Here is a 24,475-nt window from a genome sequence, read left to right as displayed (position 1 = left end):
CGCTGAAGTTCGACCTCGTGACGCGCGACCACCTGGCCCTGCTGCCGGTGCCGCGCCGCTGAACGCGCTCAGAGCACGTCCTCGATGAGGATGGGCAGGCGGCGTACGCGGCGGCCGGTGGCGTGGAAGACGGCGTTCGCGATGGCGGGCGCCACGCCGACCGGCGCCACCTCGCCGAGGTTCTTCACGCCCATCGGGGTGAGCGTGTAGCCGGGCTCGCCGATGACGTCCACCTCGATGGCGCCGACGTCGGCGTTGACCGGGATCGCGTAGTCGGCCACCCGGCCGCAGTCGGCCACGCTGACCATCCGCGAGACCCGGATGCGCCGCGTCACCGGCTCCACCCTGACCTCGGCGAAGTGCGCGATGAAGCTGAAGGTAACGAAGCCGGGATACTCGGGCCCGACCGGCGCGACCAGGCCCCTGCGCATCCGGTCGATCGCCTCGGGCGGCTGTCCGGGCGCCCGGGTGACGGCCTCGGCCATCACCTCGTCCGCGCCGGTCCGCTTGACCGCCGCCGCCACGTCCACCGGGCCCTCCGGGCCGGCGCCGAGCCGTTGCCGCAGCTCGCGCAGCGCCGCGTGGACCGCGAGCAGCGTGCTGTCGGTGCCCCGGGCGCCCGCCGTGAGGTGGTGCGGCACGCCGCCGGTGCCGCCCGCTGCGACGGCGACCGCGTCGGGCGGGATGCCGAGATCGCCGGAGACGGCGGCGACCAGCGCGGTCGTGATGCCCTGCCCCACTTCGTGGCCGCCCGCGTCGAGCAGCACCCGCCCGTCGGCGCCGGCGGTCAGCCGGACCTGCACCGGCACGGTCTTCGACGGGTAAGCGCCCACCGCGACGCCCCAGCCCACCAGTGTCCCGTCCGCCTCGCACATCGAGCACGGGTCGGGGCTGCGCCGCTCCCAGCCGAACAGCTCAGCGCCGCGCCGCAGGCAGGCCGCCAGGCGCCGGGGCGAGAACGGCTTGCCCGTCACCGGGTCCGTGCGCGCGTCGTTGGCCAGGCGCAGCTCGACCGGGTCGCGCCCGGCGGCGACGGCCAGCTCGTCGATGGCCGACTCCAGCGCGAACGCGGCCTGAAGCTCGAACGGCGCCCGCATGTGGCCGGGCGCTCGCGTGCCGGTCCTGACGTGCCGCCGGCGGCCCCGGAAGTTCCTGATGTCGTACAGGCGGGAGGCGATCTCCGTGTACGTGGCGGGCAGCAGGTCGTGCCGGGACGCCTGCTGATCCACTTCGTGGATCGCGGCGAGCAGCCGTCCCGAGCGGTCGGCGCCCAGCCGTACGCGGTGCCGGGCCTTCGGGCGGGAGCTCGACGCGTGGAAGGTGCGGGCGCGCGGCAGCACCAGCTTCACCGGCCTGCCCACCCGGCGCGCCGCCGCGGCCAGCGGGGCGAGGTGCGGTTGCAGCGCGTGCTCCATCGGCACCTGGTACTGCGGCCCCGCCTCGTACACCTCGTCGATGCGCAGCGGGCTGCGCTCGTAGGCGCCGTCGGCGTCGCCCGCCACGACGTCGGCCAGGAACGGCCGTGGCAGGGCCTCCTCCTGGGGGACCGTCTCCGCGCCCTCCGCGTCCGGCTCCACGGCGGACGGCTCCTCGTCGTACTCGGCCCGTACGAGGGAGGCGGCGTGCGCGGCGGCGATGAGCGTGTCGGCCACGACCAGCGCGATCGGCCGGCCACGGTAGGCGACCCGGTCGTCCAGCAGCGGCTGCGGGCTCTGGGACGCATACCCGTCGCTCATGATGTGACCGGCCGGCTCGATGCCGGGGTCGTCCAGGTGCGACAGGATGAGCAGCACGCCGGGCACGGCTTCGGCATCGGCGGTGTCCAGACGCGTGATGCGCCCTTTGCCCACCGTCGCCACCACGGGCATCGCGTACGCGCAGCCCTCCGGTGTGCGGTCGGCCCCGAACCGGGCGCTGTCCGTGACCTTCTCCTTCCCGCCGCCGACGCGGGGAATGGCGAAGTCCGTCATCGTAGAGCCCGCTCTCCGGCGATCCACGGCGCCTCGGCCACGGTGCGGATGCCCGGCTCGACACGGAACGCGTTGTGCGTGCCGGGACCGGCGTCGGCGAGCGCGCGTACGGCCTCCTCCAGGGCGGCGGGGACCGTGCAGGCGAAGGGCCGCATGGCTCACTCCTCCCGCGGCCCGGCGGCCTGCCGGACGGCGGCGAGGATGCCGGTGTACGCGCCGCACCGGCGAAGATTGCCGCTTATGTCGCCGTTCATCGTGATCGCGGTGCTTACGCTCATAAGCGAAACGCTAACGAGGAGTGTCGCTTTTATCCCCATATGTCGCTATAAGAGCGGGTCAAGAATCGGGCGTGCCCCTGCGAGTCGCATGTCCCGGCATGAGGCGAGATCACTAGGGCAGCACGGATCCCGTGAGACGGCCCTCCGGGCGGTAGACCGCGCACATCACGTCGCGGTCGCCGTCCGCCCACGTCTCCGCCGTCGGCATGATCGGGTAGTACGCCAGGTCCTTCCGCGCGCCGCCCCACAGCCGGTCGAACCGCTCGCCGCAGCTCCGCCAGGCGAACGCCGCCAGCCTCTCCCGGTCGTACCGGCCGTCAGGGGGGTGCGTGAAGCCGTACGACTGGTTGTCCGCGCCCTGCGCGCACGGCGTGTAGACCACGATCGGCTCGGCCGCGCGCACCGAGTACGCGGGGTCGCTGAAGCACTCGCCCGCCTCGATCAGCAGGATGCCCGTCGTCTCCGCCGTGATGAACGTCTCCGTCTTCACCGTCGCCTCCGCGGCCGGCGGCACGAACAACGTCCCCAGCGCCAGCACCGCGGGCAGCAGGCCCCGGCGGCGCGCCCTCGGTCCTTCCACCCGTCTTTCCACCGGGCCGATCGTAGGAGGCGAGCGGAGAACGCCGGGCGAACGGCCGATGACCGGCGGCTTACCGATCGCGAATTCATCTGGCGGACCACTGCGCGACAGGAGATCGTCAGCGCGGTCTGGATGAATGCGCTCGCGCCCGCTCGCCGTTCCCGCCGCGGGCGGGCCCGTACAGCCCCTCTTCAGAGAGCGAAACGAGAAAGTGAACGACCCCATCAAGCCGCGCAGGACCTGGCCGCGCCAGGCCAAGCTGGCGGCGGCGAGCACCGCCGCGCTGCTCGCCGCCGGGTTGGCGTTCGGCCCCGCCGCCGTCGGCGCGGCGGCACCGCCCGCCTACCCGGCCGCCGAGGCGCACAAGCCCGGTCCCATCCCCGACCGCATCATCCTCATCCCGACCGCCACGCCCGCCACCAGCCAGCGCGTCTCGTGGCGGGCCGAGGCCGACGCCGACACCGCCCAGGCCCAGATCCTGGAGGCGCCGCGCGCCCTCGGCCAGGTGCAGCCCCCGCCCGGGGCGGTCACCACGGTCAGGGCCATCGCCAGCACCCCGGTCAACACCACGCTCGGGTACGCCTCGACGTACCACACCGTGGAGTTCACCGGGCTCAAGCCCGGCACCCGCTACACCTACCGCGTCGGCGACGGCACCAACTGGAGCCCCTGGACCGACTTCACCACCGCCGCCGAGGGCTTCGAGCCGTTCTCCTTCATCTACTACGGCGACGCCCAGAACTACCTCGACTCCGCCGTGCCGCGCGTCTTCCGCCAGGCGTTCGCCGACCGGCCGCAGGCCAAGGTCATCGTCAACGCCGGCGACCTCATCGACTCCGCCAACAGCGAGGAGCAGTGGGGTCAGTGGTTCCAGGCCGGCGGCTTCATCGACAGCCAGATCAACAACATCTCCATCCCCGGCAACCACGAGTACAGCGGCGGGCTGTCCGCGTTCTGGCGGCCGCAGTTCCCGTATCCGGACAACGGGCCCGGCGACCCCGAGCTCAAGCAGACCGTCTACAGCGTGGACTACCAGGGCGTGCGCTTCATCGGCCTGGACACCAATCACCAGAGCGACCCCGAGCTCATGGCCGCCCAGACCGCCTGGCTCGAGGGCCTGCTCAAGGACAACCCGAACAAGTGGACCGTGGTGACCTTCCACCACCCCGTCTACTCCACCACCGGCACCCGCGACAACCCGAACGTCCGCGAGCAGTGGGCGCCGCTCTTCGAGAAGTACGGCGTCGACCTCGTGCTCCAGGGGCACGACCACTCGTACGGGCGCGGCAACCAGGTGGCCGCCCGCAAGTCCGCCACCGTGCACAACGGCGTCGCGTACGTCGTGTCCGTCTCCGGCGGCAAGATGTACGCGCTCAACGGCGGCGAGAACTGGACCGGCAACGGCGCCGAAGTCCGCAGCACCAGCGAGAACACCCAGCTCTACCAGCTCATCGACGTCGCCGAGGACACCATCACGTTCGAGGCCCGCTACGCCGACGGCACCCACCACGACGGGTTCGTCATCCGCAAGAACCGCAAGGGCGAGCGCACCGTCAACGACCTGCGCACCCCCGAGAACACCGTGGGCGAGCAGGTCACCGTCGACAAGACGTCGGTGCGCAAGTCGGAGCCGGTCAAGGTGTCGGCGTACGGGTACGACCCGGGCGAGCGGGTCGCCATCTGGTGGCGCGAGAGCGACACCCGCCGCGGCGGCGGTCACGGCAAGAACGGCACCCTCCTCGGCCACGCCGAGGCCGACGAGCTCGGCCGCCTGTCCCGGACCGTCCGCGTCCCGGCGTCGGTGAAGCACGGCGGCACGTACGTCGTCTACCTGGACAGCGACCACCAGAAGATCACCAGCCCGCCGATCACCGTCAAGAGGTGATCGCCTCACTCCCACCCGCGCTCGTGCGGCGCGGGGCCCAGCGCACCACCGCGTCGAGCCGCCGCCGTGTCGAGCCACTGCCGAGGAGAGTCGCTGCCGCGTGGAGCCGCCGCGCGGTCGAGGCGCCGAGGCTCTCCAGGGCCAGGGCGCGGTGCGCAGGGCCTGGGCGCGCCGATGAGCCGCGGCGTCGGCGCGCCCGGGTCCCGAGGCGCCGCCGTGCCGGTGATGTCCCCGTGCCGGTGACGTGAGGACGTGCCGGTGTGTGAGGACGTGCCGGTGATGTGAGGACGCGCGAGCCGGCAGTGCCGAGCGCGGGCCGGCTCGCCGCGAACATGGGCGGGCCGGCCACGGGCACCGGCCGGTCCGCCCACCGCCCGCCGTCAGCCGCCCGCGGGCCTGCCGGTCCGCTCGCCGAGGGTCTGCCTGCCGGTCCGCTCGCCGCTCGCCGGCCTGCCGGTTCGCCGGCGTCCACGCCCGATGCGGCCGTGGGCTCGGCGTCCTCGCGCGCTCGCCGAAGGCCGGCCTGTCGGTCCGTTCGACGAGTGCCGGTCGGCGTCGGGGCGCTTACCGCCCGCGCCGTCGCGGGGCGGTTTCGTTGGTCTTCTTGCTAGGAGTTCCCTTGAGGTCTGGCTTCGTGGCGCGCCTGTGCGTGCCGTTCCTGGCCGCCGTCGTCGCGGTGCTCGTGCCCGCTCACCCGGCGGCCGCGCACCCCTTCGGGCCGCCGTCCACCGCCAGGATCGCCGTGGACGGCGACCGCGTGACGCTCGCCTGGACGCCCGCCGAGGACGACTGGGTGGCGCTCGGCCAGTCGCTCGGCGCGTTCGAGGACCCGGCGACGGGCGCCGACACCACCCTGACCGGCGAGCAGAAGCTGGCCAGGTCCGCCGCCGTCCGCGACTACCTGCTCCGCCACGTCGGCGTCACGCAGGGCGGCCGGCCGTGCACCGCGGAGCTGGCGCCGCTGGAGCGGCTGCTCGCCGAGGGCGCGCGGTTCGGCTTCGAGTGCCCGGAGCCGGTGGTGACGGTGGACGTGCGCATCGCGGCGCTCACCGACCTGCACGAGGCGTACCGGACCGTGCTCACCTCCGACACCCCGGCCGAGCCTGCGCAGGTGCTGTTCACGAAGGCGGAGGACACCCGCAGCGTGCGGTTCGACGCGCCGGAGGGCGGCGGGGTGCCGCTCGTGGTGCCCGCCGTCGCGCTGGTGGCCGTCCTCGGCGTGCTGGTCGTCCTCGTACGCCGCCGCGCCCCCGCCCCGCCCACTGCCTCGCCCACTGTCTCGGACGGGCCCGCTGAGCCGGCCGCGACGCGGGGGACGGGCGCATGAACGATCTCACCGGGCCCGAGAACGTCCTCATCACCCTGTTCGACGGAGCGGGCGCGTTCTGGCTTGCGCTGGTCGTGGCGCTGGGCGTCGGCGCGCTGCACGCCGTCGCTCCCGGGCACGGCAAGAGCGTGACGGCGGCGTACCTGATCGGAACGCACGGACGCTACCGCGACGCCCTGCGCCTGGGCGTGGTCGTGGCGCTGATGCACACGGTGTCGGTGCTCGCCCTGGCGCTGGCCTGGGTGGGGCTGAGCAGCGGCGCCGCCGCCGTGGGCACCGCGGCCGTCACCGCCTGGCTGCAGGTGGCCGCCGGTGTCGTGGTGATCGGCGTGGGGGCGCACCTCACGTACCGTCATCTGCGCGGACGTAAGACGCACGCCCACGGGCACAGGCACAGGCACGGACATGGACACGGTCATGGGCACGGTCATGGGCACAGACATGCGGAATTGCACGATCCGTGGTCGGCTCGGGGACTCACCGCGCTGGCCCTGTCAGGCGGTCTGGTGCCGTCGCCGTCGGCGTTCATCGTGCTCGTCAGCGGCCTGCTCACCGGGCGGTCGTTCGGCGCGGTGGTGCTGGTGCTGGCGTTCGGCGTGGGGATGGCCGTCACGCTGACCGGTGTCGGCGTGGTGACCGTGCGCGGGGCAGCGATGGTGCGGGGACGTGCGCCGCGGGCGTTGCGTACGGTGGCGGCCTGGACGCCCGCGCTGGCGGGGGTGGCGGTGGCGATCGGAGGCTGTCTCTACCTGTTCACCGCCGTGACCGCCCTGTCCTCATGAGGCCCGGCAGCGGATTCTGCGGGACAGCCCCCATCGGCCGCGACGTGAACGCCGCACGTCTCACGCGGTCATTCGGCCGCGACCGCGCCCGCGTACGCGAGATCCGCCTCCATGCGCGAAGCCGCCTCCCGCAGCTCGGGCAGGACGTCGCGGATCAGGGCGTCGTTGCCGAATCGCCCGGCGTGGGTGGCGACGTTCACGGCGGCCACGGTGCGCCCGGTGCGGTCCCTGATGGGCACGGCGATCGACCGTACGCCCTCCTCCAGCTCCTGGTCCACCAGCGCGTACCCGTCGGCGGCGGCCCGCCGGATGAGGGCGCGCAGCTCGTCCTTGGAGGTGACGGTCCGCGCGGCCAGGCGGCGCGGCTCGATGGCGGCCAGCCGTTCGTCCGGCTGCTCGGCCAGCAGCACCCGGCCCATGGAGGTCGCGTACGCGGGGAAGCGGGTGCCGACGGTGATGTTCACGCTCATCAGGCTCACGGTCTGGACCCTGGCCACGTACACGACGTCGTCGCCGTCCAGCACGGCGACGGAGGCCGACTCGTTGACGCGGGCGGCGAGGTCCGCGAGGTGCGGCTGGACGATCTCTCTGAACGTCAGCCCCGACAGGTGCGCATAGCCCAGCTCCAGCACCCGGGGCAGCAGCGTGAAGCGGGAGCCGCGGGCTTCGGCGTACCCGAGCCGCTCCAGCGCCTGCACCGCGCGCCGCACGGTCGCCCTGGGCAGGCCGGTCACCTTCGCGGCGCCCGCGAGCGTCACCCCGCCGCGCGCCGACCCGAGCGCGACCAGCACGGCCAGGCCGCGCGCGAGCGACTGCAGGAACCCCATGCCGAGCTCCCGCTTCGCCTCCTTGGCCGGATCCACCCCGGGCGGGGGGAGCGGTGTCGCGGGGTGAGAGCCGGATCCGGAGACGGCGGGCCTGCCCGAGGCGGCGGCTTCGGCGCGCGTGGCGTGCTTGTCCGAGGCGGCGGGCGCGGCGGGCATGGCGGGCATGGCGGGCATGGCGGGTGTGGCGTGCTTGTCCGAGGCGGGCAGGGCGGGTGCGGCCGGCGCTGAGCGGGCGGCAGGCGACGCGGCCGCTGCGGGCGCGGGGGTGTCCGGCGCGGCGGTGAGCGTCGCGAGCGCGGCCTCCATCTCGGCGACCGTTTCGCGGAGTGCGGGCAGGCAGTGGTCGCGCAGCTCGGCCACGGTGTGGCGGCTCGTGTGGCTGACCACGCTCACCGCGCACACCGCCTCCCCGGCCGGGCCGGCGCCGTCACCAGGCTCCCCGGAGCCGTGAGCGCCGCCGGGGCCGTGAGCGCCGCCGGGGCCGTGAAAGCCGCTGAAGCCGGGAGCGGCCCGTACGGGCATGGCGATCGCGATCAATCCGGGCTCGATGAGCTGGTCGTCCTCGGCCCACTCCTTGGCGGGGTCGCGGAGGGCGAGCCCGGCCGCGCATCGGGAGGCGGGCAGCACGTCGCCCACCCGGAACGTCACCGACATGCGCCGCCGCCGGGTGAACTGCGCGATGAACCGGACGCCGTCGCCGTCGCGCACGGCCACCGACACCGACTCGTCCAGCTCGTCGGCGAGCCGCGCGGCCGGTCCCGCGACGGCGTCGCGCAGGCCCGACCCGGACAGGTACGCCTCGCCCAGCTCCATCAGGCGCGGCGCGAGCACCACGTCCCGCCCCTCGGCGCGCAGGTAGCCGAGGTGCACGAGGGTGCCGAGCACCCGGTCGACGGTGGACCTGGCCAGCCCGGTCGCCCGGACGAGGTCCGTGGCGCGGGCGGGCCGTGGGTCGGCGGCGATCGCGCGCAGCACGCTCAGCCCGCGTTCGAGGGTTCCTGCCGGTTCCATCGGCTCCTCCTGCGGCGTTCGTCGGCGATCGACGGCGGTTCTCAGCTTTCTGGGGTGATCAGGGCGAAGGGCGGTCAAGGCATGTGAACGTGGACGGACCTTTGACAGTCCGGCCACCACCCACACATACTGAGAACCCATAATAGTGAACAAAAGTTCGCAGAGCGAACACATCCCCGATCGGAGCGTCGTGCCGAGAGACAAGGTGGTCGCCACGGCCGCGGAGGCGCTGGCAGGCGTGCGCGACGGCGCGTCATTCGCCGTCGGCGGCTTCGGCCTCAGCGGCATCCCGAACGTCCTGATCAAAGCCCTCTTCGACACGGGCGTCACCCGCCTGTCCGTGGTCAGCAACAACTGCGGCGTGGACGGCGGCGGGCTCGGCCTGCTGCTGGCCGCGGGCCGCATCGCCCACGTGACCGCCTCCTACATCGGCGACAACAAGGAGTTCGCCCGCCAGTACCTGTCCGGCGAGCTGACCGTCGAGCTGACCCCGCAGGGCACGCTGGCCGAGCGGCTGCGCGCGGGCGGCAGCGGCATCCCCGCCTTCTACACGCCGGCCGGTGTGGGCACCCCGATCGCCGACGGCGGCCTGCCGCTGCGCCACAACCCGGACGGCTCGGTCGCGCTCGCCTCGCCGCCGAAGGAGGTGCGCGAGTTCGACGGCCGCGAGTACGTACTCGAACGCGGCATCCGCACCGACTTCGCCCTCGTCCGCGCCGCCAAGGGCGACCGCCACGGCAACCTCGTCTTCCGCAAGGCGGCGAGGAACTTCAACCCGCTCGCCGCCATGGCGGGCCGCGTCACGATCGCCGAGGTGGAGGAGCTGACCGAGCTGGACCCCGACGAGGTCCACCTGCCGGGCGTGTTCGTGCAGCGGGTGCTGGTGCTCACCCCCGAGCAGGCCGCCGACAAGGGCATCGAGAAGCGGACGACCAGGGGAGCGTGACCTGATGAGCTGGACCAGGGACGAGATGGTCGCGCGGGCGGCCGCCGAGCTGCGCGACGGCGACTACGTCAACCTGGGCATCGGCCTGCCCACCCGCATCCCGTCGTTCCTGCCGCCCGGCGTGGACGTGGTGCTGCACTCGGAGAACGGCATCCTCGGCGTCGGCCCGTACCCCACCGAGGACGAGATCGACCCCGACCTGATCAACGCCGGCAAGGAGACCGTGACCGTGCGGGAGGGCGCGGCGTTCTTCGACTCGGCGCTGTCGTTCGGCATGATCCGGGGCGGGCACATCGACGTCGCGGTGCTGGGCGCGATGCAGGTCTCGGCCCGCGGCGACCTGGCCAACTGGATGGTGCCGGGCAAGCTCGTCAAGGGCATGGGCGGTGCCATGGACCTCGTGCACGGCGCGCGCAAGGTCATCGTGATCATGGAGCACACCGCCAAGGACGGCTCACCCAAGATCGTCAAAGAGTGCTCGCTGCCGCTCACGGGGAAGGAGTGCGTCCACCGGATCGTCACCGACCTCGGCGTCCTCGACGTCACCGAGCAGGGGCTCGCGCTGGTCGAACGCGCGCCGGGAGTGAGCGTGGAGGACGTGCGCGAGCGCACCGACGCGGAGGTACTGGCATGAAAGACGTCTACATCCTCGACGCCGTACGCACGCCGTTCGGCCGATACGGCGGCGCCCTGTCCGGCGTGCGCCCCGACGACCTGGCCGCGCACGTCATCAAGGCGCTGGCCGAGCGCAACGACCTCGACGGCGTCGACGAGGTGATCCTCGGCAACGCCAACGGCGCGGGCGAGGAGAACCGCAACGTCGCCAGGATGGCCGCCATCCTGGCCGGCCTGCCGATCACCACGCCGGGCGCGACCGTGAACCGGCTGTGCGGGTCCGGCATGGAGGCCGTCATCCAGGCGTACCGGGCGATCGCGCTGGGCGACGCGAGCACCGTGATCGCGGGCGGCGTCGAGTCGATGACCCGCGCGCCCTGGGTGCTGCCCAAACCGGACAAGGCGTTCCCCGCGGGCGGCCAGGAGCTGGTCTCCACCACGCTCGGCTGGCGGCTGGTCAACCCGGCCATGCCCGCCGAGCACACGATCCCGCTCGGCGAGGGCGCCGAGCTGATCGCCGACAAGCACGGCATCAGCCGCGAGGAGCAGGACGCGTTCGCGCTCGCCAGCCACCAGAAGGCGGCCAAGGCGTCGTTCGAACGCGAGATCGTGCCCATCGCCGGCCTCACCGGCGACGAGGGCATCCGCCACGACACCTCCCTGGAGAAGCTGGCCAGGCTCAAGCCCGTCTTCCGCAAAGAGGGCGGCACCGTCACCGCCGGCAACTCCTCCCCGCTCAACGACGGCGCAGCCGCGCTGCTGCTGACCGACGAGGAAGGGCTGCGCGGCCGCGAACCCCTCGCGAGGATCGCCGCCACCGGCGTCAGCGCCCTGGAGCCCCGCTACTACGGGCTCGGCCCCGTCGAGGCGTCCACCAAGGCGCTCGCCAAGGCGGGCAAGAGCTTCGGCGACCTCGTCACCGCCGAGCTGAACGAGGCGTTCGCCGCGCAGGTGCTCGGCTGCCTGGCCGAGCTGCCCGACCTCGACCCCGCCATCGTCAACCCCGACGGCGGCGCCATCGCGATCGGCCACCCGCTCGGCGCCTCGGGCGCCCGCGTCACCGGCGCGGTGGCGCACCGGCTGGCCGCCGCGGGCTCCGGCACCGGGCTGGCCACCCTCTGCATCGGCGTCGGCCAGGGCCTGGCCGTCGTCCTCGACAGATAGCGCGAAAGGCAGCTGTATGTCCGAACCCCTCCAGCAGGCCGACATCGACCGTGAGATCGCCGATTACGCCGGCCGTCCGCCCACACCGTCCGGCCATCCCGCACGGGACTACGCCCCCTACCGCAGCACCCTGCTGCGCCACCCCAAGCAGCCGCTCATCCCCGTCAAGGACCCGGAGGCGGCCGAGCTGACCGGGCCGGTGTTCGGGGCGACCGACGTGACGCCGCTCGACAACGACCTGACCAAGCAGCACCTCGGCGAGCCGATCGGCGAGCGCATCACCGTACGCGGCCGGGTGCTCGACCGCAACGGACGTCCCGTACGCGGCCAGCTCGTCGAGATCTGGCAGGCCAACGCGGCAGGACGCTACCTGCACCAGCGCGACGACCACCCCGCGCCGCTCGACCCCAACTTCAGCGGCGTGGGCCGTTGCCTGACCGACGACGACGGCCGCTACATGTTCACCACGATCAAGCCGGGCCCCTATCCGTGGCGCAACCACCGCAACGCCTGGCGGCCGGCGCACATCCACTTCTCGCTGTTCGGCACCGCGTTCACGCAGCGGCTGGTCACCCAGATGTACTTCCCGGGCGACCCGCTCTTCCCGTACGACCCGATCCTGCAGTCCGTCACCGACGAGCGGGCGCGGCAGCGGCTGGTCGCCGAGTACGTGCACGACCTGTCCGAGCCCGAGTTCTCGCTCGGCTACCAGTGGGACATCGTGCTCGACGGCCCCGCCGCGACCTGGATGGAGGAAGGCCGGTGAACCCCACCCCCTCGCAGACCGTCGGCCCGTTCTACGGGTACGCGCTGCCGTTCCCCGGCGGCGGCGACATCGCGCCCGGCGGCATCGCCGTCCACGGATACGTCTACGACGGCGCCGGCGACCCGGTGCCGGACGCGCTGCTGGAGTTCTGGCAGGCCGACGAGAACGGCGAGCTGCGCGGCGCGCCCGGCTCGCTGCGCCGCGACCCCACCAACGGGGCCGTGCTCGGCAGGAACGGCGTCATCTTCACCGGCTTCGGCCGTGTCGGCACCGACCAGGACGGGCACTGGACGCTGCGCACGGTACGGCCGGGAAACGGGTACATCAGCGTGTGCGTGTTCGCCCGAGGTCTGCTGCACCACCTCTACACCCGCATCTACTTCGGGCAGGACCCCTTCCTCGACTCCGTGCCCGCGGAGCGGCGGCACACGCTGCTCGCCGAGCAGGAGCGCGACGGGGTCTACCGCTTCGACATCCACCTGCAGGGCGAGAAGGAGACGGTCTTCCTTGACTTCGGCTGATCCCGCGGACCTCGGCCTGCTGTCCCCGATGCGGGGCGCGGCCGGGGCCACCGGGGACGCCGCCGTGCTCCAGGCCATGCTGGACGCCGAGGCCGCGCTGACCCGCGCCCAGGCGGCGCTCGGCCTGGCGCCCGCCGAGGCCGCCGCCGCGGTCACCGCCGCCGCCCGCGCCGAGGCGTTCGATCTGCCGGGGCTCGTCGCGCGGGCCCGCTCGGGCGGCAACCCGGTGATCCCGCTGGTGGCCGACCTGCGCCGGGCGGCCAGCTCGTACGGCGCGTACGTGCATCGGGGCGCCACCAGCCAGGACATCGTCGACACCGCCCTGATGCTGGTCGCGCACCGCGCGCTCGGGCCGGTGCTCGCCGAGCTCGACGGGGTGCTCGAGCGGCTGGCCGCGCTGGCCGCCGAGCACCGCGGCACGCCGATGGCCGCCCGCACGCTCACCCAGCAGGCGGTGCCCACGACGTTCGGGCTCAAGGCGGCGGGCTGGCTGTCGCTCTGCGCCGACGCCGCCGAACGCCTCGACGCCGCCCGCCGCGCCCTCCCCGCCCAGCTGGGCGGCGCCGCCGGCACCCTCGCCGCCTTCGAGACGGACGCGCGGCAGGAGCCGGACGGGCGGGCGGAGCCGGGCGAGGCGTCGCAAGGGCCGGACGCGCGGGCGCTCGCGCTGGAGCTGCCCGCGCGGTTCGCCGCCGAGCTGGGACTGGCCGCGCCGGTGCTGCCCTGGCACGTGCTGCGCACGCCGCTGGCCGACCTGGCGCACGCGCTCGCGTTCACGGCCGGGGCGCTGGGCAAGGCGGCCGCCGACGTCCTGGTGCTCTCCCGCACCGAGATCGGCGAGGTGACCGAGGGCGTCGGCGGCGGGTCGTCGTCCATGCCGCACAAGCACAACCCGGTGCGGGCCACGATGATCGCCGCCGCCGCCCGCCAGGTGCCCCACCTCACCGCCACCCTGTACGCCTCGCTCGCCGCCGAGGACGAACGCCCCTCCGGCGCCTGGCACGCCGAGTGGCAGCCGCTGCGCGAGGCCCTGCGCCTGGTCGCGGGCGCCGTCAGGGACGCCGCCGAGCTCGTCGCCGACCTGCGCGTGCACCCGGACCGCATGGCGGGGAACCTGGCCGTCGAAGGGGACCCGGGCCCGGCACCCGCCCTGGTGGACCGGGCGCTGGCCCGCCACCATGAGAACCGGCGGAAGACCTGAGGAGGCCGGCAGAGCCGTCACCCGGCCCGGGAAAGCGGCCCGAGCCCATCCACGGAACCACCGCGCCGATCACCCAAGGCGCGAACAGGCGCGGTCTCCGTACGTCACCACGGAAGCGAAACACCGAGACAAGGCACGCCATTGATGTTGCACTACCGTCTGGACGGCCCCGAGCGGGGAGAGCCGCTCGTCCTCGCCCCCTCGCTCGGCACCACCACCCGCCTGTGGGAGCGGCAGGTGCGGACGCTGGCCCGCAGGTTCCGGGTGCTCAGGTACGACCTGCCGGGCCACGGCGGCTCCAAGCCGATCCCCGCGAACACCATCGAGGACCTGGCCGGGCTGGTGCTGGAGGCGGCGGACGCGGCGGGCATGGAGAGCTTCCACTACGCGGGCGTCTCGATCGGCGGCGCGATCGGCGCCACGCTGGCCGTACGCCACCCGGGCAGGCTCACGTCGCTCGCGCTGGTGTGCTCGAGCGCGCATTTCGGCGACCCGGCGGGCTGGCACGAGCGTGCCGCGCTGGTGCGGGCCGAGGGCACCGCACCGCTGGTGGAGGGCGCGGCGGGCCGCTGGTTCGCGGGCCCGCCCGAGCAGGCGCTGCTCGACGACCTCGCCGCCGCCGACCCCGGGGCGTACGCCGCCTGCTGCGACGCCCTGGCCGCCTACGACCTGCGCGCCGAGCTGGCCGCGATCAGCGTCCCGACCCTGGTGGTGGCCGGGCGTGAGGACCCGGCGACGCCGCCCGCGCACGCCAGGGAGCTGGCCGACGGCATTCCCGGCGCCACGCTCGTCGAGCTGCCGGGCGCCGCCCACCTCGCCCCGGTCGACCAGCCGGAACGCCTCACCCGTGCGCTGCTCGACCACCTTCCCCAGGCCCCCGGCATGCGGGTGCGCCGCGAGGTGCTGGGCGACGCCCACGTCGACCGCGCCATCGCCCGCACCACGGACTTCACCAGGGACTTCCAGGACTTCATCACCCGCTACGCGTGGGGCGAGATCTGGACCCGCCCCGGCCTCGACCGGCGTACGCGCAGCTGCATCACGCTCACCGCGCTCGTCGCGCGCGGCCACCTGGACGAGCTGGCCATGCACGTACGCGCCGCGCTGCGCAATGGCCTCACCCCCGACGAGATCGGCGAGGTGCTGCTGCAGAGCGCCGTCTACTGCGGCGTCCCGGCCGCCAACGCCGCCTTCGCGGTGGCCCAGCGCGTCCTGAACGAGGAAACGGCCTGACCCGCCCGGCCTGACCACCCGCCCGGCCTGACCCGTCCGGCCTGACCGCCTGTCCGGCCTGCCCCGCCGAGCCGGGAGCGGGGCCGCGCCAGGCTGGGCCGCTGGGCCGCTGGGCCGCCGGCTCCGGGCCGGGGCGGGCCCGGAGCCGGCGACGGGCAGGATCAGCCGACGGAAGCCGGCGCCGGCGGCCTGCCGAGCTCTTCCGTCGGCACCCGGTACGTCTCCCGCGCCGTGGCCACCGCGACGGCGCTGATCGCGCACAGGATCGCGGTGAAGATCCCGACGCCGGTCCACCCCTGCAGCCCGAGCCAGCCGGCGGGGGAGACGATCCCGGCCGCGGACGCCACGGCGAACCCGGCGATCGCGAAGCCGATCTGGGTGCCGATCGCCATGCCGGACAGCCGTACGCGGGTGCTGAACATCTCCCCGTACAGGGCGGGCCAGATGCCGTTGGACGCGCTGTAGACGACGCCGAGCGTGAGGATGCCGACGAGGAACACCAGGGGATAGCTGCCGGAGTTGATGGCCGCCAGGTACGCGAAGATCATGATCGGGCTGCCGATCGCGCCGATGAGGAACACCGGCTTGCGCCCGATCCGGTCCGACAGCCGCGCCCACAGCGGGATCGCGACGAGCGCGACGGCGTTGGCGGCCACGCCGACCCAGAGCATGGTGGCGTTGTCGAGGCCGATCTCGTCGCTGGTGGCGTAGTTGAGCGCCCAGACCGTGAAGATCGTGCTGACGGTGGCGATGAGCGCGGCGCAGACCACGCGCAGCACGCTCGCCCAGTGCTCGCGGAAGAGCTCGGCGAGCGGCAGGCGCGGCACGGTGCCGGCGGCGACCTCCTCCTCGAACGCCGGGGTCTCCTCAAGCCGGCGCCTGATGACGTAACCGGTGACGGCCACGGCCACGCTCAGCCAGAACGGCACCCGCCAGCCCCAGCTCAGCAGCTGCTCCTCGGGCAGCGCGGCCACCGGGATGAAGACGAACGTGGCCAGGATCTGCCCGAACTGGGTGCCGTTCAGCGTGAAGCTGGTGAAGTAGCCGCGCCTGCCGGCGGGGGAGTGCTCGAGCGTCATGGAGTTGGCGCTCGCCTGCTCGCCCGCCGCCGACAGTCCCTGCATGATGCGCAGCAGCACCAGCAGCGCGGGCGCGGCCCCGCCGATCTGCTCGCGCGTGGGCAGGCAGCCGATGAGGAACGTCGACAGGCCCATCAGGACGAGCGTGAACACCATGATCTTCTTGCGGCCGAACCTGTCGCCGATGTGGCCGAGAAAGAACGCGCCCACCGGCCGGGCCGCGTAGGCGACGCCGAAGCTAGCCAGCGACTGGAGCGTGGCGGTCGTCGAGCCCGGGTCGTTGAAAAAGACCTTGCTGAAGATCAGCGCGGCGGCGCTGCCGTAGATGAAGAAGTCGTAGTACTCCAGCGCGCTGCCGATCCAGGCGGCGATGGCGGCCTTGCGCGGCGTTCCCCTGCTCAGGGGGCTGCCTGGGGAGTTGCCTGGCGAGTTGTCGGTCACGTGGGCTCCTCGGGCTTCTCGGTGAGCGTGGTGGCGGCGGCCCCCGGCGCCGGTTACCCGTGTTTTACGAACTAGATAGTTAATTAACGTGGGTGCAATGCTGACGTGATGCGCGTCACGTGTCAAGGACGCCTTCCCACGGGGGCGGCTCGTGGGTTATAACGAACTCACTAGTTCGTACGTTATTGGGCTGCCGAGGAGAACCGCATGACCTCGTACCTGATCGGGCTGATCGGCTCGGGCATCGGTCCCTCGCTGAGCCCTCCGCTGCACGAGCGCGAAGCCGAGCACCACGGCCTGCGCTACGTCTACCGGCTGCTCGACACCGACCGGCTCGGCGACGACGCCGGCGAGCTGCTGCGCACGGCCCGCCGCTTCGGCTACGACGGGCTCAACATCACCCACCCCTGCAAGCAGGCCGTCATCCCGCACCTGGACGAGCTGTCGCCCGACGCCGCCATGCTGGGCGCGGTCAACACGGTCGTCTTCGACGGCGCGCGCGCCATCGGCCACAACACCGACTGGACGGGCTTCGCCGAGTCGTTCACCCGCGGCCTGCCCGGCGCGCCGACCCGCCACGTCGTCCAGCTCGGGGCGGGCGGCGCGGGCGCGGCCGTCGGGCACGCGATGCTCGCGCTCGGCGCGGACCTGCTGACCGTGGTGGACGCCGACCCCGGCAGGGCGGCGGCGCTCGCCGACCGGCTCGCCGGGCGCCACGGCGCGGGCCGCGCGCGCCAGGGCCGCACCGAAGACCTGCCCGCGCTGCTGGCGGCCGCCGACGGCCTGCTGCACGCCACGCCCACCGGCATGGCGCACCACCCGGGGATGCCGCTGCCCGCCGAACTGCTGCGCCCCGGCCTGTGGGTGGCCGACATCGTCTACCGGCCGCTGGAGACCGAGCTGCTCAAGCAGGCGCGGGCGCTCGGCTGCCGGACCCTCGACGGCGGCGGCATGGTCGTCTTCCAGGCGGCGCACGCGTTCCGCCTGTTCACCGGCCGCACGCCCGACGCCGAGCGGATGCTCGCCCACCTCGCCGAGCTGACCTGACCGTGCCCGACTTGACCGGGCCCCATCCGGCCGGGCCCGACCTGACCGGGCCGCATCCGGCCGGCCCTGACCAGACCGGCCGGTCGCGGCCCGAGGAGGAGCCATGCGCACATCCATCGCCACCGTGTCGGTGAGCGGCACGCTGACGGAGAAGCTGGCGGCCGTGGCCGCGGCCGGCTTCGACGGCGTGGAGATCTTCGAGAACGACCTGCTCGCCTGCCCGCTCCCGCCCGAGGAGATCCGGGCCAGGGCCGCCGACCTCGGGCTCACCATCGAGCTCTACCAGCCGTTCCGCGACTTCGAGTGCGTGCCGAGAGCCCGGCTGCGCGCCAACCTGGAGCGGGCGGAGCACAAGTTCCGCCTGATGGAGCGGCTCGGCGCGGACCTGCTGCTGGTCTGCTCGAACGTCTCGCAGGAGACCATCGCCGACGACGGGCTGGCCGCCGAGCACCTGCGGCTGCTCGCCGAGCGGGCCGCCGAGCACGGCATCCGCATCGCGTACGAGGCGCTGGCCTGGGGCAGGCACGTCAACGAGTACATGCACGCCTGGCACATCGTGCGCCAGGCCGACCACCCAAACCTCGGCACCTGCCTGGACAGCTTCCACATCCTCTCGCGCGGCTCCGACCCGCTCGGCATCGAGGCCATCCCCGGGGAGAAGATCTTCTTCCTCCAGCTCGCCGACGCGCCGCTGCTCGCCATGGACGTCCTCCAGTGGAGCCGCCACCACCGCTGCTTCCCCGGCCAGGGCGGCTTCGACGTCGCCGGGCTGGTCAGGCACGCGCTCAACGCCGGATACACGGGCCCGCTGTCCCTCGAGGTGTTCAACGACCACTTCCGCCAGGCCGGCACCGCGCGGACCGCCCGCGACGGCATGCGCTCGCTCATCGCGCTCGAAAGGCAGCTCCACGGGGCGGTGCATCCGTCGGTGCCGGCGGGGTTCGCCTTCGCCGAGCTGTCCGGCACCGGCTCGCTGGGCGGCGTGCTGCCCGCGCTCGGCTTCACCCGTACGGGGCGGCACCGCGGCAAGCCCGTCGAGCTGTGGTCGCAGGGCGCGGCCCGCCTCCTGGTCAACGAGGCCGGCGCGGGCCAGGGGCCGGGGCTGCTCGCGATCGGCCTGGACAGCTCGGACCCCGGCCGCGCCGTCGAGCACGCCGAGTCGCTGCTGTCGCCCGTCCTGCCGCGCGAGCGCGCGCCGGAGGACGCGATGCTGCACGCGGTCGCCGCGCCCGACGGCACGGAGATCTTCTTCTGCGACGACGGCTGGCTCGCCGACTTCCCGCCGGAGGACGGCTCCTCCTCGGAGGACGGCTCGCCCCGAGGCGGCGGTTCCCCCTCGGCAGGCGGCTCCCCGGGGCACGGAGGCGGCGGGATCACCCACATCGACCACGTGGCGCTCGCCCAGCCGCCGCACTACTTCGACGAGGCCATGCTGTTCTACCGGGGCGTGCTCGGCCTGCAGCCGCAGGAGAGCCTGGAGGTGCCCGACCCGTACGGGCTGGTGCGCAGCCGGGCGATGTCCACCCCGTCCACCCCGTCCACCCCGCAGGGCACGGGGGAGGGGCCTGGCGTGCGCATGGTGCTCAACCTGGCCCAGGTCGGCGCCGGCCAGCCGCCGCCCCAGCACGTGGCGCTCGCCTGTACGGATGTGCTCGCCGTCGCCCGCAGGCTGCGCGCCGAGCATCCGGAGCTGCTGCTGCCGATCCCCGCCAACTACTACGACGACCTGGAGGCCCGCCACGACGTGCCGCCCGAGCTGCGGGAGCTGGGCGTGCTGTACGACCGCGACGAGCGCGGCGCGTTCCTGCACCTGTACACGGTCACCGTGGGCCGGGTGTTCTTCGAGCTCGTCCAGCGGGTGGACGGGTACGCCGGCTACGGCGCGGTCAACGCCCCCATCCGCCTCGCCGCCCAGCACGCGGCCCCATGACGGGCGTGCGGGGCGACCGTCACGCGGGCGGCCCTGCGGGGCCGCCTATGATGAGCGAATGACCTCGTCTCCCGCCACCGCCGAGCGCCGGCGGGACGCCGACCGCACGCGGGCGGAGATCCTCGACGTCGCTCAGCGCGAGTTCGCCCGTTACGGCTACGCCGGGGCCAGGGTCGATGAGATCGCGGCCCGCATGCGCACCACCAAGCGCATGATCTACTACTACTTCGGCAGCAAGGAGCGGCTGTACATCGCCGTCCTGGAGAAGGCGTACTCCGAGGTGCGTGCGGTCGAGCGCACGGTCGACGTCGAGCACCTGGAGCCCGTCGAGGCCATCCGGACGCTGGCCGAGCTGACGTTCGACCACCACGACGCCCACCGCGACTTCATCAAGCTCGTCGCGATCGAGAACATCCACCAGGCCGAGCACATCCGCAAGTCGGAGGTGCTGGCCAACCTGGGCGCGCCGGTGCTCGACCTCATCACCCGCATCCTGGAGGCCGGGCGGGCCAGCGGCGACTTCGTCACCGAGGCCGACGCCATCGACGTCCACATGATGATCAGCGCGTTCTGCTTCTTCCGGGTGTCCAACCAGCACACGTTCGGCGCGCTGTTCGGGCGCGACATGACCGCGCCGGAGCACCGCGACCGGCTGCGCCGCATGGTCGGCGAGATGGTGGTCGGCTACCTCTGCGGCGCCGGCAGGCGGCCCTGAGCGCGCCGCCTGCCAGGACGCCGTCCACCTGCCGGTGATCCGGCTCCTCGGCGGCGGCCTCGGCACGGTCGCGCATGGCCCGCGCCGCAGGCGTTGCGCAGCATCTTGACGCACGCTCGCGCGGCGTTTTACGTTGGCTCGCGGCGACGCTGTTAAAACGTTTCAAGACTTCCTGCCGATCTTCGTACCCCCATCCGCCTCTTCGCACGACCGTGGCCGGCATCGACCGCCGGGGCCATCAAGGGCCGACCTGAAGGAGCGCCTTGCTACACGTCACACCACCCGCCTTCGAGCACCACCGCGACCCCCTCGGCATCGGCGAGAGCCGCCCCCGCCTGTCCTGGACCGTCGCCACCGACGTGCCCGGCTGGACGCAGGCGGCGTACGAGATCGACATCCGCACCGCGACCGGCGAGAGCGGGACCTGGCGCGTCGAGTCGGCGGAGTCGGTGCTCGTGCCCTGGCCCGCCGAGCCGCTGCGGTCGCGCGAGCGGCGCGAGGTCCGCGTCCGCGTCCACGGCGGCGACGGCTCCGCGAGCGGCTGGAGCCCCTGGGCGGCGGTCGAGACCGGCCTGCTGGAGCCCGCCGACTGGCGCGCCGGAGCCGCCGCGCCGCCCCGCGACCTGCTCGGCCCGCCCGACGGCCCCGCCCTGCTGCTGCGCCGCGACTTCACCCTGCGCGGCCCCGTCGCCGGCGCCCGCCTGTACATCACCGCACACGGCCTGTACGAGGCCGAGCTGAACGGCCGGGTCGTCGGCGACGACGTGCTCGCCCCCGGCTGGAGCAGCTACGACCGGCGGCTGCGCTACCGCACCCACGACGTCACCGGACTGCTGCGCGAGGGCCCCAACACGATCGGCGCGACCCTGGCCGACGGCTGGTACCGCGGCAGGATCGGCTTCGGCGGCGGCAAGACCGAGGTCTGGGGCGACCGTACGGCGCTTATCGCCCAGCTGGAGATCACCTACGCCGACGGCGGCACCGACCTGGTCGTCACCGACGAGCACTGGCGCTGCGCCACCGGCCCGATCACCGCCACCGGCCTGTACGACGGCGAGCGCTACGACGCCCGCCTGCTGCCCCAGGGCTGGTCGGAGCCCGGCTTCGACGCCTCCGCATGGACGCCCGCCGAGGTGCTCGACCACGACCCCGCCAGGCTCGTCGCACCCACCGGCCCGCCGGTGCGCAGGGTCGAGACGCTGCGCCCGCGGCAGGTGCTCACCGGGCCGTCGGGGGAGACCATACTCGACTTCGGGCAGAACATCTCCGGGCGGTTGCGCATCCGCGTCCAGGGCCCGGCCGGGCACACGATCACCCTGCGCCACGCCGAGGTCTTGGAGAACGGCGCGCTCAGCCTGCGCCCGCTGCGGCACGCCGCCGCCACCGACACCTACACGCTGCGCGGCGACGACGCCCCGGAGCAGTGGGAGCCCCGCTTCACCATGCACGGCTTCCGCTACGCCCAGATCGACGGCTGGCCGGGCCCGCTACCCGACGGCCTCGAGGCGGCGGCCGCAGGCGGCGATGCGCAGGTGGCCGAAGACGGGTTCGGTGACGGGGACGGCGCGAAGACGGGGATCGAAGCGGTCGTGTGCCACACCGACCTGCGCCCCACCGGCTCGTTCCGCTGCTCCGATCCCGACCTCAACCGCTTCCACGACAACGCCGTCTGGAGCCTGCGCGGCAACTTCGTGGACGTGCCCACCGACTGCCCCCAGCGCGACGAACGCCTCGGCTGGACGGGCGACCTCCAGGTCTTCGCGCCCACCGCGTCCTTCCTCTACGACTGCGCGGGCCCGCTGTCCTCCTGGCTCGCCGACCTCGCCGCCGAGCAGGCCAAGCTCGGCACCGTGCCGCACTACGTGCCGTGGGTGCCGCTGATGCCCGCCGAGCCGGCCGCGGCGTGGGGCGACGCGGCCGTCGTCGTGCCCTGGGTGCTCTACCAGCGCTACGGCGACGTGGGGCTGCTGCGCACCCAGTACGCCGGCATGAAGGCGTGGGTGGACCACATCGCCGAACGCGCGGGCGAGAGCCACCTGTGGGACACCGGGTTCCAGTGGGGCGACTGGCTCGACCCGGCGGCGCCGCCCGACAAGCCGGGCAAGGCGCGTACCGACCCCGCCCTGGTCGCCACCGCCTACCACGCCAGAACCGCGCGGATCGTCGCCGAGACGGCCGCGCTGCTCGGCCACGACGACGACGCGGCCCGCTACGCGGCGCTGGCCGCCGAGGTGCGGGCGGCGTTCGCGCGCGAGTTCGTCACCCCGTCGGGGCGGCTGGCCTGCGACACGCAGACCGCGTACGCGCTCGCGATCTGCTTCGACCTGCTGGAGACGCCGCGGCAGCGGGAGCGGGCGGGGCGGCGGCTGGCCGAGCTGGTCGCCGCCGACGGCCACCGCATCGGCACGGGGTTCGTGGGCACGCCGCTGATCTGCGACGCGCTCGCCGCGGCAGGGGAGTACGGCACCGCGTACGAGCTGCTGATGCAGCGCGCATGCCCGTCGTGGCTGTACCCCGTCACCATGGGCGCCACCACGATCTGGGAGCGCTGGGACAGCATGCTGCCCGACGGCAGCGTCAACCCGGGCGAGATGACCTCGTTCAACCACTACGCGCTGGGCGCGGTGGCCGACTTCCTGCACCGCACGGTCGCCGGGCTCGCCCCCGCCGCGCCCGGCTACCGGCGGCTGCGGGTCGCGCCGCGTCCCGGAGGCGGGCTGACCTGGGCGGAGGCGGCGCTCGACACCCCGTACGGGCCCGCCCGCGTCGCCTGGACCAGGGCGGGCGGCGAGCTGACCGTCACCGTCACCGTGCCGCCCGGCACGACCGCCGAGCTGGACCTGCCGTTCAAGGGCGGGCCGCCCGAGGTGGGCGCGGGCACCCACACCTTCACCGGCGAGCTCCAGGAGTGAGCCAGGCGCGGGCCCGGCGCGCTCAGCCGGGCCCGCGCGCCGCCAGCCGCCTGCCGAGCCGCTGGGCGGGCGCCTCGACGACGTGGTAGGTGAGCACGCTGAGCGGGATCAGGACGAGGAGGTAGAGCGGCAGGTTCGGCAGCACGTGCAGCAGAATCGGATGCAGCAGGTAGACGGAGAAGCTGATCACGCCGAGTCCCGGCAGCCACGCGGGGAACGTGCGCTCGCGCAGCAGGTACGCCAGCCAGAACGTACAGAACGCCAGCACGATCGCCGGCGGCCATGCCGGGTCGTCCTTGGCCGGCAGGCCGCAGCCCAGCACCACCAGCACCGCCGCGATCGCGGCCCGCCACGAGATCGTGCCCTGCTCGGCCCGGTACACCGCCGTGCCCGCGAACATCGTGGCCAGGATGATCACGCCCTGCCAGGTGCCGCCCCGGCTGCCCAGCACCACCAGCGCGAGGCCCAGCAGCCCGCCCGCCACCGCGCCCGCCGTCCTGAACGCGCCCCTGCCCAGCACGGTCACCGCGATGGCCGCAACCACCGCGAGGCCGAGCGACGCGGCGAGCAGGTCGGCCCGCCCGCCGATGACCGACTTGGGCAGCAGCAGCCCGAGCGGCACGGCGGGCACCGCCAGCGCCACCGCGATCCCCGCCGAACGGTGCGACCGGCCGACCGCGAACAGCGCCACGCACATCAGGTAGAAGGCCATCTCGTACGACAGCGTCCAGGTGACGTTGATGACGGCGGGCAGGTTCAGCAGCTCCTGGAGCATGGTCACGTTGCCCAGCACGACCAGCGCCGCCGGCCGGTCGCCCAGGCCCTTCGGCACCGGCAGCACCCCGGCCAGCGCCAGCCCGAGCAGCAGCGCGCAGGCCACCAGCAGCAGCGGCAGCAGCCGGAACGCCCGGCCGGTCCAGAACGCCCGCAGATCGCCCTTGCGCTCCAGCGAGGCGGGGATGATGTAGCCGCTGACCAGGAAGAAGACGAACACGCCCCAGGTGCCCACGTCGATGCGCCGGTCCACCTCCGCCCAGATCTCGGGGACGAACGTCCAGCCGGCGTGGTGCAGGGTGACGGCCAGCGCTGCCGGCCCTCGCAGGGCATCCAGCCAGGCCAGCCGCGCGGGGGCCAGGAACATCTGCCGCAGTCTAGGCCATGGACCGCGCCGCCGGCTCTCCCGAGGGCGGGAGAATCGGGAACGAAGCCCTGCCGGATACCAGGTACCGGTATCGCGTGCGATCT

Annotated in this window: 20 protein-coding genes; 14 read left to right on the top strand and 6 right to left on the bottom strand. The window is 73.7% G+C overall.

What is annotated here, in order from left to right; all coding sequences use genetic code 11:
- Nucleotides 1–68: 68 nt before the first annotated feature.
- From ACGFIM_RS10995 to ACGFIM_RS10985, 3 genes are all read right to left on the bottom strand, one after another.
- Nucleotides 69–1,970, bottom strand: coding sequence for a xanthine dehydrogenase family protein molybdopterin-binding subunit (locus ACGFIM_RS10995; RefSeq protein WP_393198060.1), 1,902 nt, complete (start codon nucleotides 1,968–1,970; stop codon nucleotides 69–71).
- Nucleotides 1,967–2,125: a hypothetical protein gene (locus tag ACGFIM_RS10990; RefSeq protein ID WP_393198057.1), complete on the bottom strand. Its 159-nt coding sequence runs from the start codon at nucleotides 2,123–2,125 to the stop codon at nucleotides 1,967–1,969. Before ACGFIM_RS10990 ends, ACGFIM_RS10995 begins: the two co-directional genes overlap by 4 nt.
- Before the next feature lie 235 nt (nucleotides 2,126–2,360).
- Entirely contained in the window at nucleotides 2,361–2,840 is a 480-nt protein-coding gene (locus ACGFIM_RS10985) for a hypothetical protein (protein WP_393198054.1), read from the bottom strand.
- A gap of 199 nt (nucleotides 2,841–3,039) precedes the next feature.
- Here ACGFIM_RS10985 and ACGFIM_RS10980 point away from each other — a divergent pair, with 199 nt between their 5' ends.
- From ACGFIM_RS10980 to ACGFIM_RS10970, 3 genes are all read left to right on the top strand, one after another.
- Nucleotides 3,040–4,713: a fibronectin type III domain-containing protein gene (locus ACGFIM_RS10980; protein WP_393198052.1), complete on the top strand. Its 1,674-nt coding sequence runs from the start codon at nucleotides 3,040–3,042 to the stop codon at nucleotides 4,711–4,713.
- Nucleotides 4,714–5,332: 619 nt separating this feature from the next.
- Nucleotides 5,333–6,040, top strand: coding sequence for a hypothetical protein (locus ACGFIM_RS10975; protein WP_393198049.1), 708 nt, complete (start codon nucleotides 5,333–5,335; stop codon nucleotides 6,038–6,040).
- Nucleotides 6,037–6,822 carry a nickel/cobalt transporter gene (locus tag ACGFIM_RS10970; RefSeq protein ID WP_393198046.1) on the top strand — a complete coding sequence of 262 codons (786 nt, stop codon included), beginning with the start codon at nucleotides 6,037–6,039 and terminating at the stop codon, nucleotides 6,820–6,822. The genes ACGFIM_RS10975 and ACGFIM_RS10970 overlap by 4 nt, the downstream gene beginning before the upstream one ends.
- A 68-nt stretch (nucleotides 6,823–6,890) precedes the next feature.
- On the opposite strand, the gene ACGFIM_RS10965 is transcribed toward ACGFIM_RS10970, so the two are convergent.
- Nucleotides 6,891–8,660, bottom strand: a complete 1,770-nt coding sequence (locus tag ACGFIM_RS10965; RefSeq protein ID WP_393198043.1) for an IclR family transcriptional regulator C-terminal domain-containing protein — start codon at nucleotides 8,658–8,660, stop codon at nucleotides 6,891–6,893.
- Nucleotides 8,661–8,850: 190 nt separating this feature from the next.
- On the opposite strand from ACGFIM_RS10965, the gene ACGFIM_RS10960 reads away from it, so the two are divergent.
- The 7 genes from ACGFIM_RS10960 (at nucleotide 8,851) to pcaC (ending at nucleotide 15,106) form a co-directional block, all read left to right on the top strand.
- Nucleotides 8,851–9,606: a CoA transferase subunit A gene (locus ACGFIM_RS10960; protein ID WP_393198040.1), complete on the top strand. Its 756-nt coding sequence runs from the start codon at nucleotides 8,851–8,853 to the stop codon at nucleotides 9,604–9,606.
- Between the two features lie 4 nt (nucleotides 9,607–9,610).
- On the top strand, nucleotides 9,611–10,240 hold the full coding sequence (locus ACGFIM_RS10955; protein WP_393198037.1) for a CoA transferase subunit B: 630 nt from the start codon (nucleotides 9,611–9,613) through the stop codon (nucleotides 10,238–10,240).
- Complete coding sequence (locus ACGFIM_RS10950) at nucleotides 10,237–11,385, top strand: thiolase family protein (protein WP_393198034.1); 1,149 nt, start codon at nucleotides 10,237–10,239, stop codon at nucleotides 11,383–11,385. The genes ACGFIM_RS10955 and ACGFIM_RS10950 overlap by 4 nt, the downstream gene beginning before the upstream one ends.
- Before the next feature lie 16 nt (nucleotides 11,386–11,401).
- Nucleotides 11,402–12,151, top strand: a complete 750-nt coding sequence (gene pcaH, locus ACGFIM_RS10945; protein ID WP_393198031.1) for a protocatechuate 3,4-dioxygenase subunit beta — start codon at nucleotides 11,402–11,404, stop codon at nucleotides 12,149–12,151.
- Nucleotides 12,148–12,672, top strand: a complete 525-nt coding sequence (gene pcaG, locus ACGFIM_RS10940) for a protocatechuate 3,4-dioxygenase subunit alpha (RefSeq protein ID WP_393198028.1) — start codon at nucleotides 12,148–12,150, stop codon at nucleotides 12,670–12,672. The genes pcaH and pcaG overlap by 4 nt, the downstream gene beginning before the upstream one ends.
- Nucleotides 12,659–13,873, top strand: coding sequence for a 3-carboxy-cis,cis-muconate cycloisomerase (pcaB, locus tag ACGFIM_RS10935; RefSeq protein ID WP_393198025.1), 1,215 nt, complete (start codon nucleotides 12,659–12,661; stop codon nucleotides 13,871–13,873). Before pcaG ends, pcaB begins: the two co-directional genes overlap by 14 nt.
- A gap of 144 nt (nucleotides 13,874–14,017) precedes the next feature.
- Nucleotides 14,018–15,106, top strand: a complete 1,089-nt coding sequence (gene pcaC / locus ACGFIM_RS10930; protein WP_393198022.1) for a 4-carboxymuconolactone decarboxylase — start codon at nucleotides 14,018–14,020, stop codon at nucleotides 15,104–15,106.
- A 161-nt stretch (nucleotides 15,107–15,267) separates the two neighbouring features.
- Here the strand turns inward: pcaC and ACGFIM_RS10925 are convergent, their stop codons facing one another.
- On the bottom strand, nucleotides 15,268–16,626 hold the full coding sequence (locus ACGFIM_RS10925; protein WP_393198019.1) for an MFS transporter: 1,359 nt from the start codon (nucleotides 16,624–16,626) through the stop codon (nucleotides 15,268–15,270).
- A gap of 207 nt (nucleotides 16,627–16,833) precedes the next feature.
- Here ACGFIM_RS10925 and ACGFIM_RS10920 point away from each other — a divergent pair, with 207 nt between their 5' ends.
- The 4 genes from ACGFIM_RS10920 (at nucleotide 16,834) to ACGFIM_RS10905 (ending at nucleotide 23,230) form a co-directional block, all read left to right on the top strand.
- Nucleotides 16,834–17,673: a shikimate dehydrogenase gene (locus ACGFIM_RS10920; RefSeq protein ID WP_393198015.1), complete on the top strand. Its 840-nt coding sequence runs from the start codon at nucleotides 16,834–16,836 to the stop codon at nucleotides 17,671–17,673.
- A 103-nt stretch (nucleotides 17,674–17,776) separates the two neighbouring features.
- Nucleotides 17,777–19,603 (top strand): TIM barrel protein, encoded by a 1,827-nt coding sequence (locus tag ACGFIM_RS10915; RefSeq protein ID WP_393198012.1) that lies wholly within the window; start codon nucleotides 17,777–17,779, stop codon nucleotides 19,601–19,603.
- 58 nt (nucleotides 19,604–19,661) lie between these two features.
- Nucleotides 19,662–20,318, top strand: a complete 657-nt coding sequence (locus ACGFIM_RS10910) for a TetR/AcrR family transcriptional regulator (RefSeq protein WP_393198009.1) — start codon at nucleotides 19,662–19,664, stop codon at nucleotides 20,316–20,318.
- Between the two features lie 263 nt (nucleotides 20,319–20,581).
- Nucleotides 20,582–23,230 carry a family 78 glycoside hydrolase catalytic domain gene (locus ACGFIM_RS10905; RefSeq protein ID WP_393198006.1) on the top strand — a complete coding sequence of 883 codons (2,649 nt, stop codon included), beginning with the start codon at nucleotides 20,582–20,584 and terminating at the stop codon, nucleotides 23,228–23,230.
- Between the two features lie 22 nt (nucleotides 23,231–23,252).
- Here ACGFIM_RS10905 and ACGFIM_RS10900 read toward each other — a convergent pair whose 3' ends face one another.
- Nucleotides 23,253–24,371: an acyltransferase family protein gene (locus ACGFIM_RS10900; RefSeq protein ID WP_393198003.1), complete on the bottom strand. Its 1,119-nt coding sequence runs from the start codon at nucleotides 24,369–24,371 to the stop codon at nucleotides 23,253–23,255.
- Between the last annotated feature and the right edge of the window lie 104 nt (nucleotides 24,372–24,475).

The sequence above is a fragment of the Nonomuraea sp. NPDC049309 genome, assembly GCF_043196965.1.
GTDB lineage: Bacteria > Actinomycetota > Actinomycetes > Streptosporangiales > Streptosporangiaceae > Nonomuraea > Nonomuraea fastidiosa.
Note: the sequence above shows the minus strand (reverse complement) of the source record. Positions and strands in the feature narration are given on the sequence as shown.

Coding starts and splice junctions, on each gene's coding strand:
- ACGFIM_RS10910 (WP_393198009.1), top strand. CDS start 19,662: ATGACCTCGTCTCCCGCCACCGCCGAGCGCCGGCGGGACGCCGACCGC.
- ACGFIM_RS10955 (WP_393198037.1), top strand. CDS start 9,611: ATGAGCTGGACCAGGGACGAGATGGTCGCGCGGGCGGCCGCCGAGCTG.
- pcaC (WP_393198022.1), top strand. CDS start 14,018: ATGTTGCACTACCGTCTGGACGGCCCCGAGCGGGGAGAGCCGCTCGTC.
- ACGFIM_RS10995 (WP_393198060.1), bottom strand. CDS start 1,970: ATGACGGACTTCGCCATTCCCCGCGTCGGCGGCGGGAAGGAGAAGGTC.
- pcaH (WP_393198031.1), top strand. CDS start 11,402: ATGTCCGAACCCCTCCAGCAGGCCGACATCGACCGTGAGATCGCCGAT.
- ACGFIM_RS10915 (WP_393198012.1), top strand. CDS start 17,777: ATGCGCACATCCATCGCCACCGTGTCGGTGAGCGGCACGCTGACGGAG.
- ACGFIM_RS10990 (WP_393198057.1), bottom strand. CDS start 2,125: ATGCGGCCCTTCGCCTGCACGGTCCCCGCCGCCCTGGAGGAGGCCGTA.
- ACGFIM_RS10970 (WP_393198046.1), top strand. CDS start 6,037: ATGAACGATCTCACCGGGCCCGAGAACGTCCTCATCACCCTGTTCGAC.
- ACGFIM_RS10920 (WP_393198015.1), top strand. CDS start 16,834: ATGACCTCGTACCTGATCGGGCTGATCGGCTCGGGCATCGGTCCCTCG.
- ACGFIM_RS10965 (WP_393198043.1), bottom strand. CDS start 8,660: ATGGAACCGGCAGGAACCCTCGAACGCGGGCTGAGCGTGCTGCGCGCG.
- ACGFIM_RS10950 (WP_393198034.1), top strand. CDS start 10,237: ATGAAAGACGTCTACATCCTCGACGCCGTACGCACGCCGTTCGGCCGA.
- ACGFIM_RS10900 (WP_393198003.1), bottom strand. CDS start 24,371: ATGTTCCTGGCCCCCGCGCGGCTGGCCTGGCTGGATGCCCTGCGAGGG.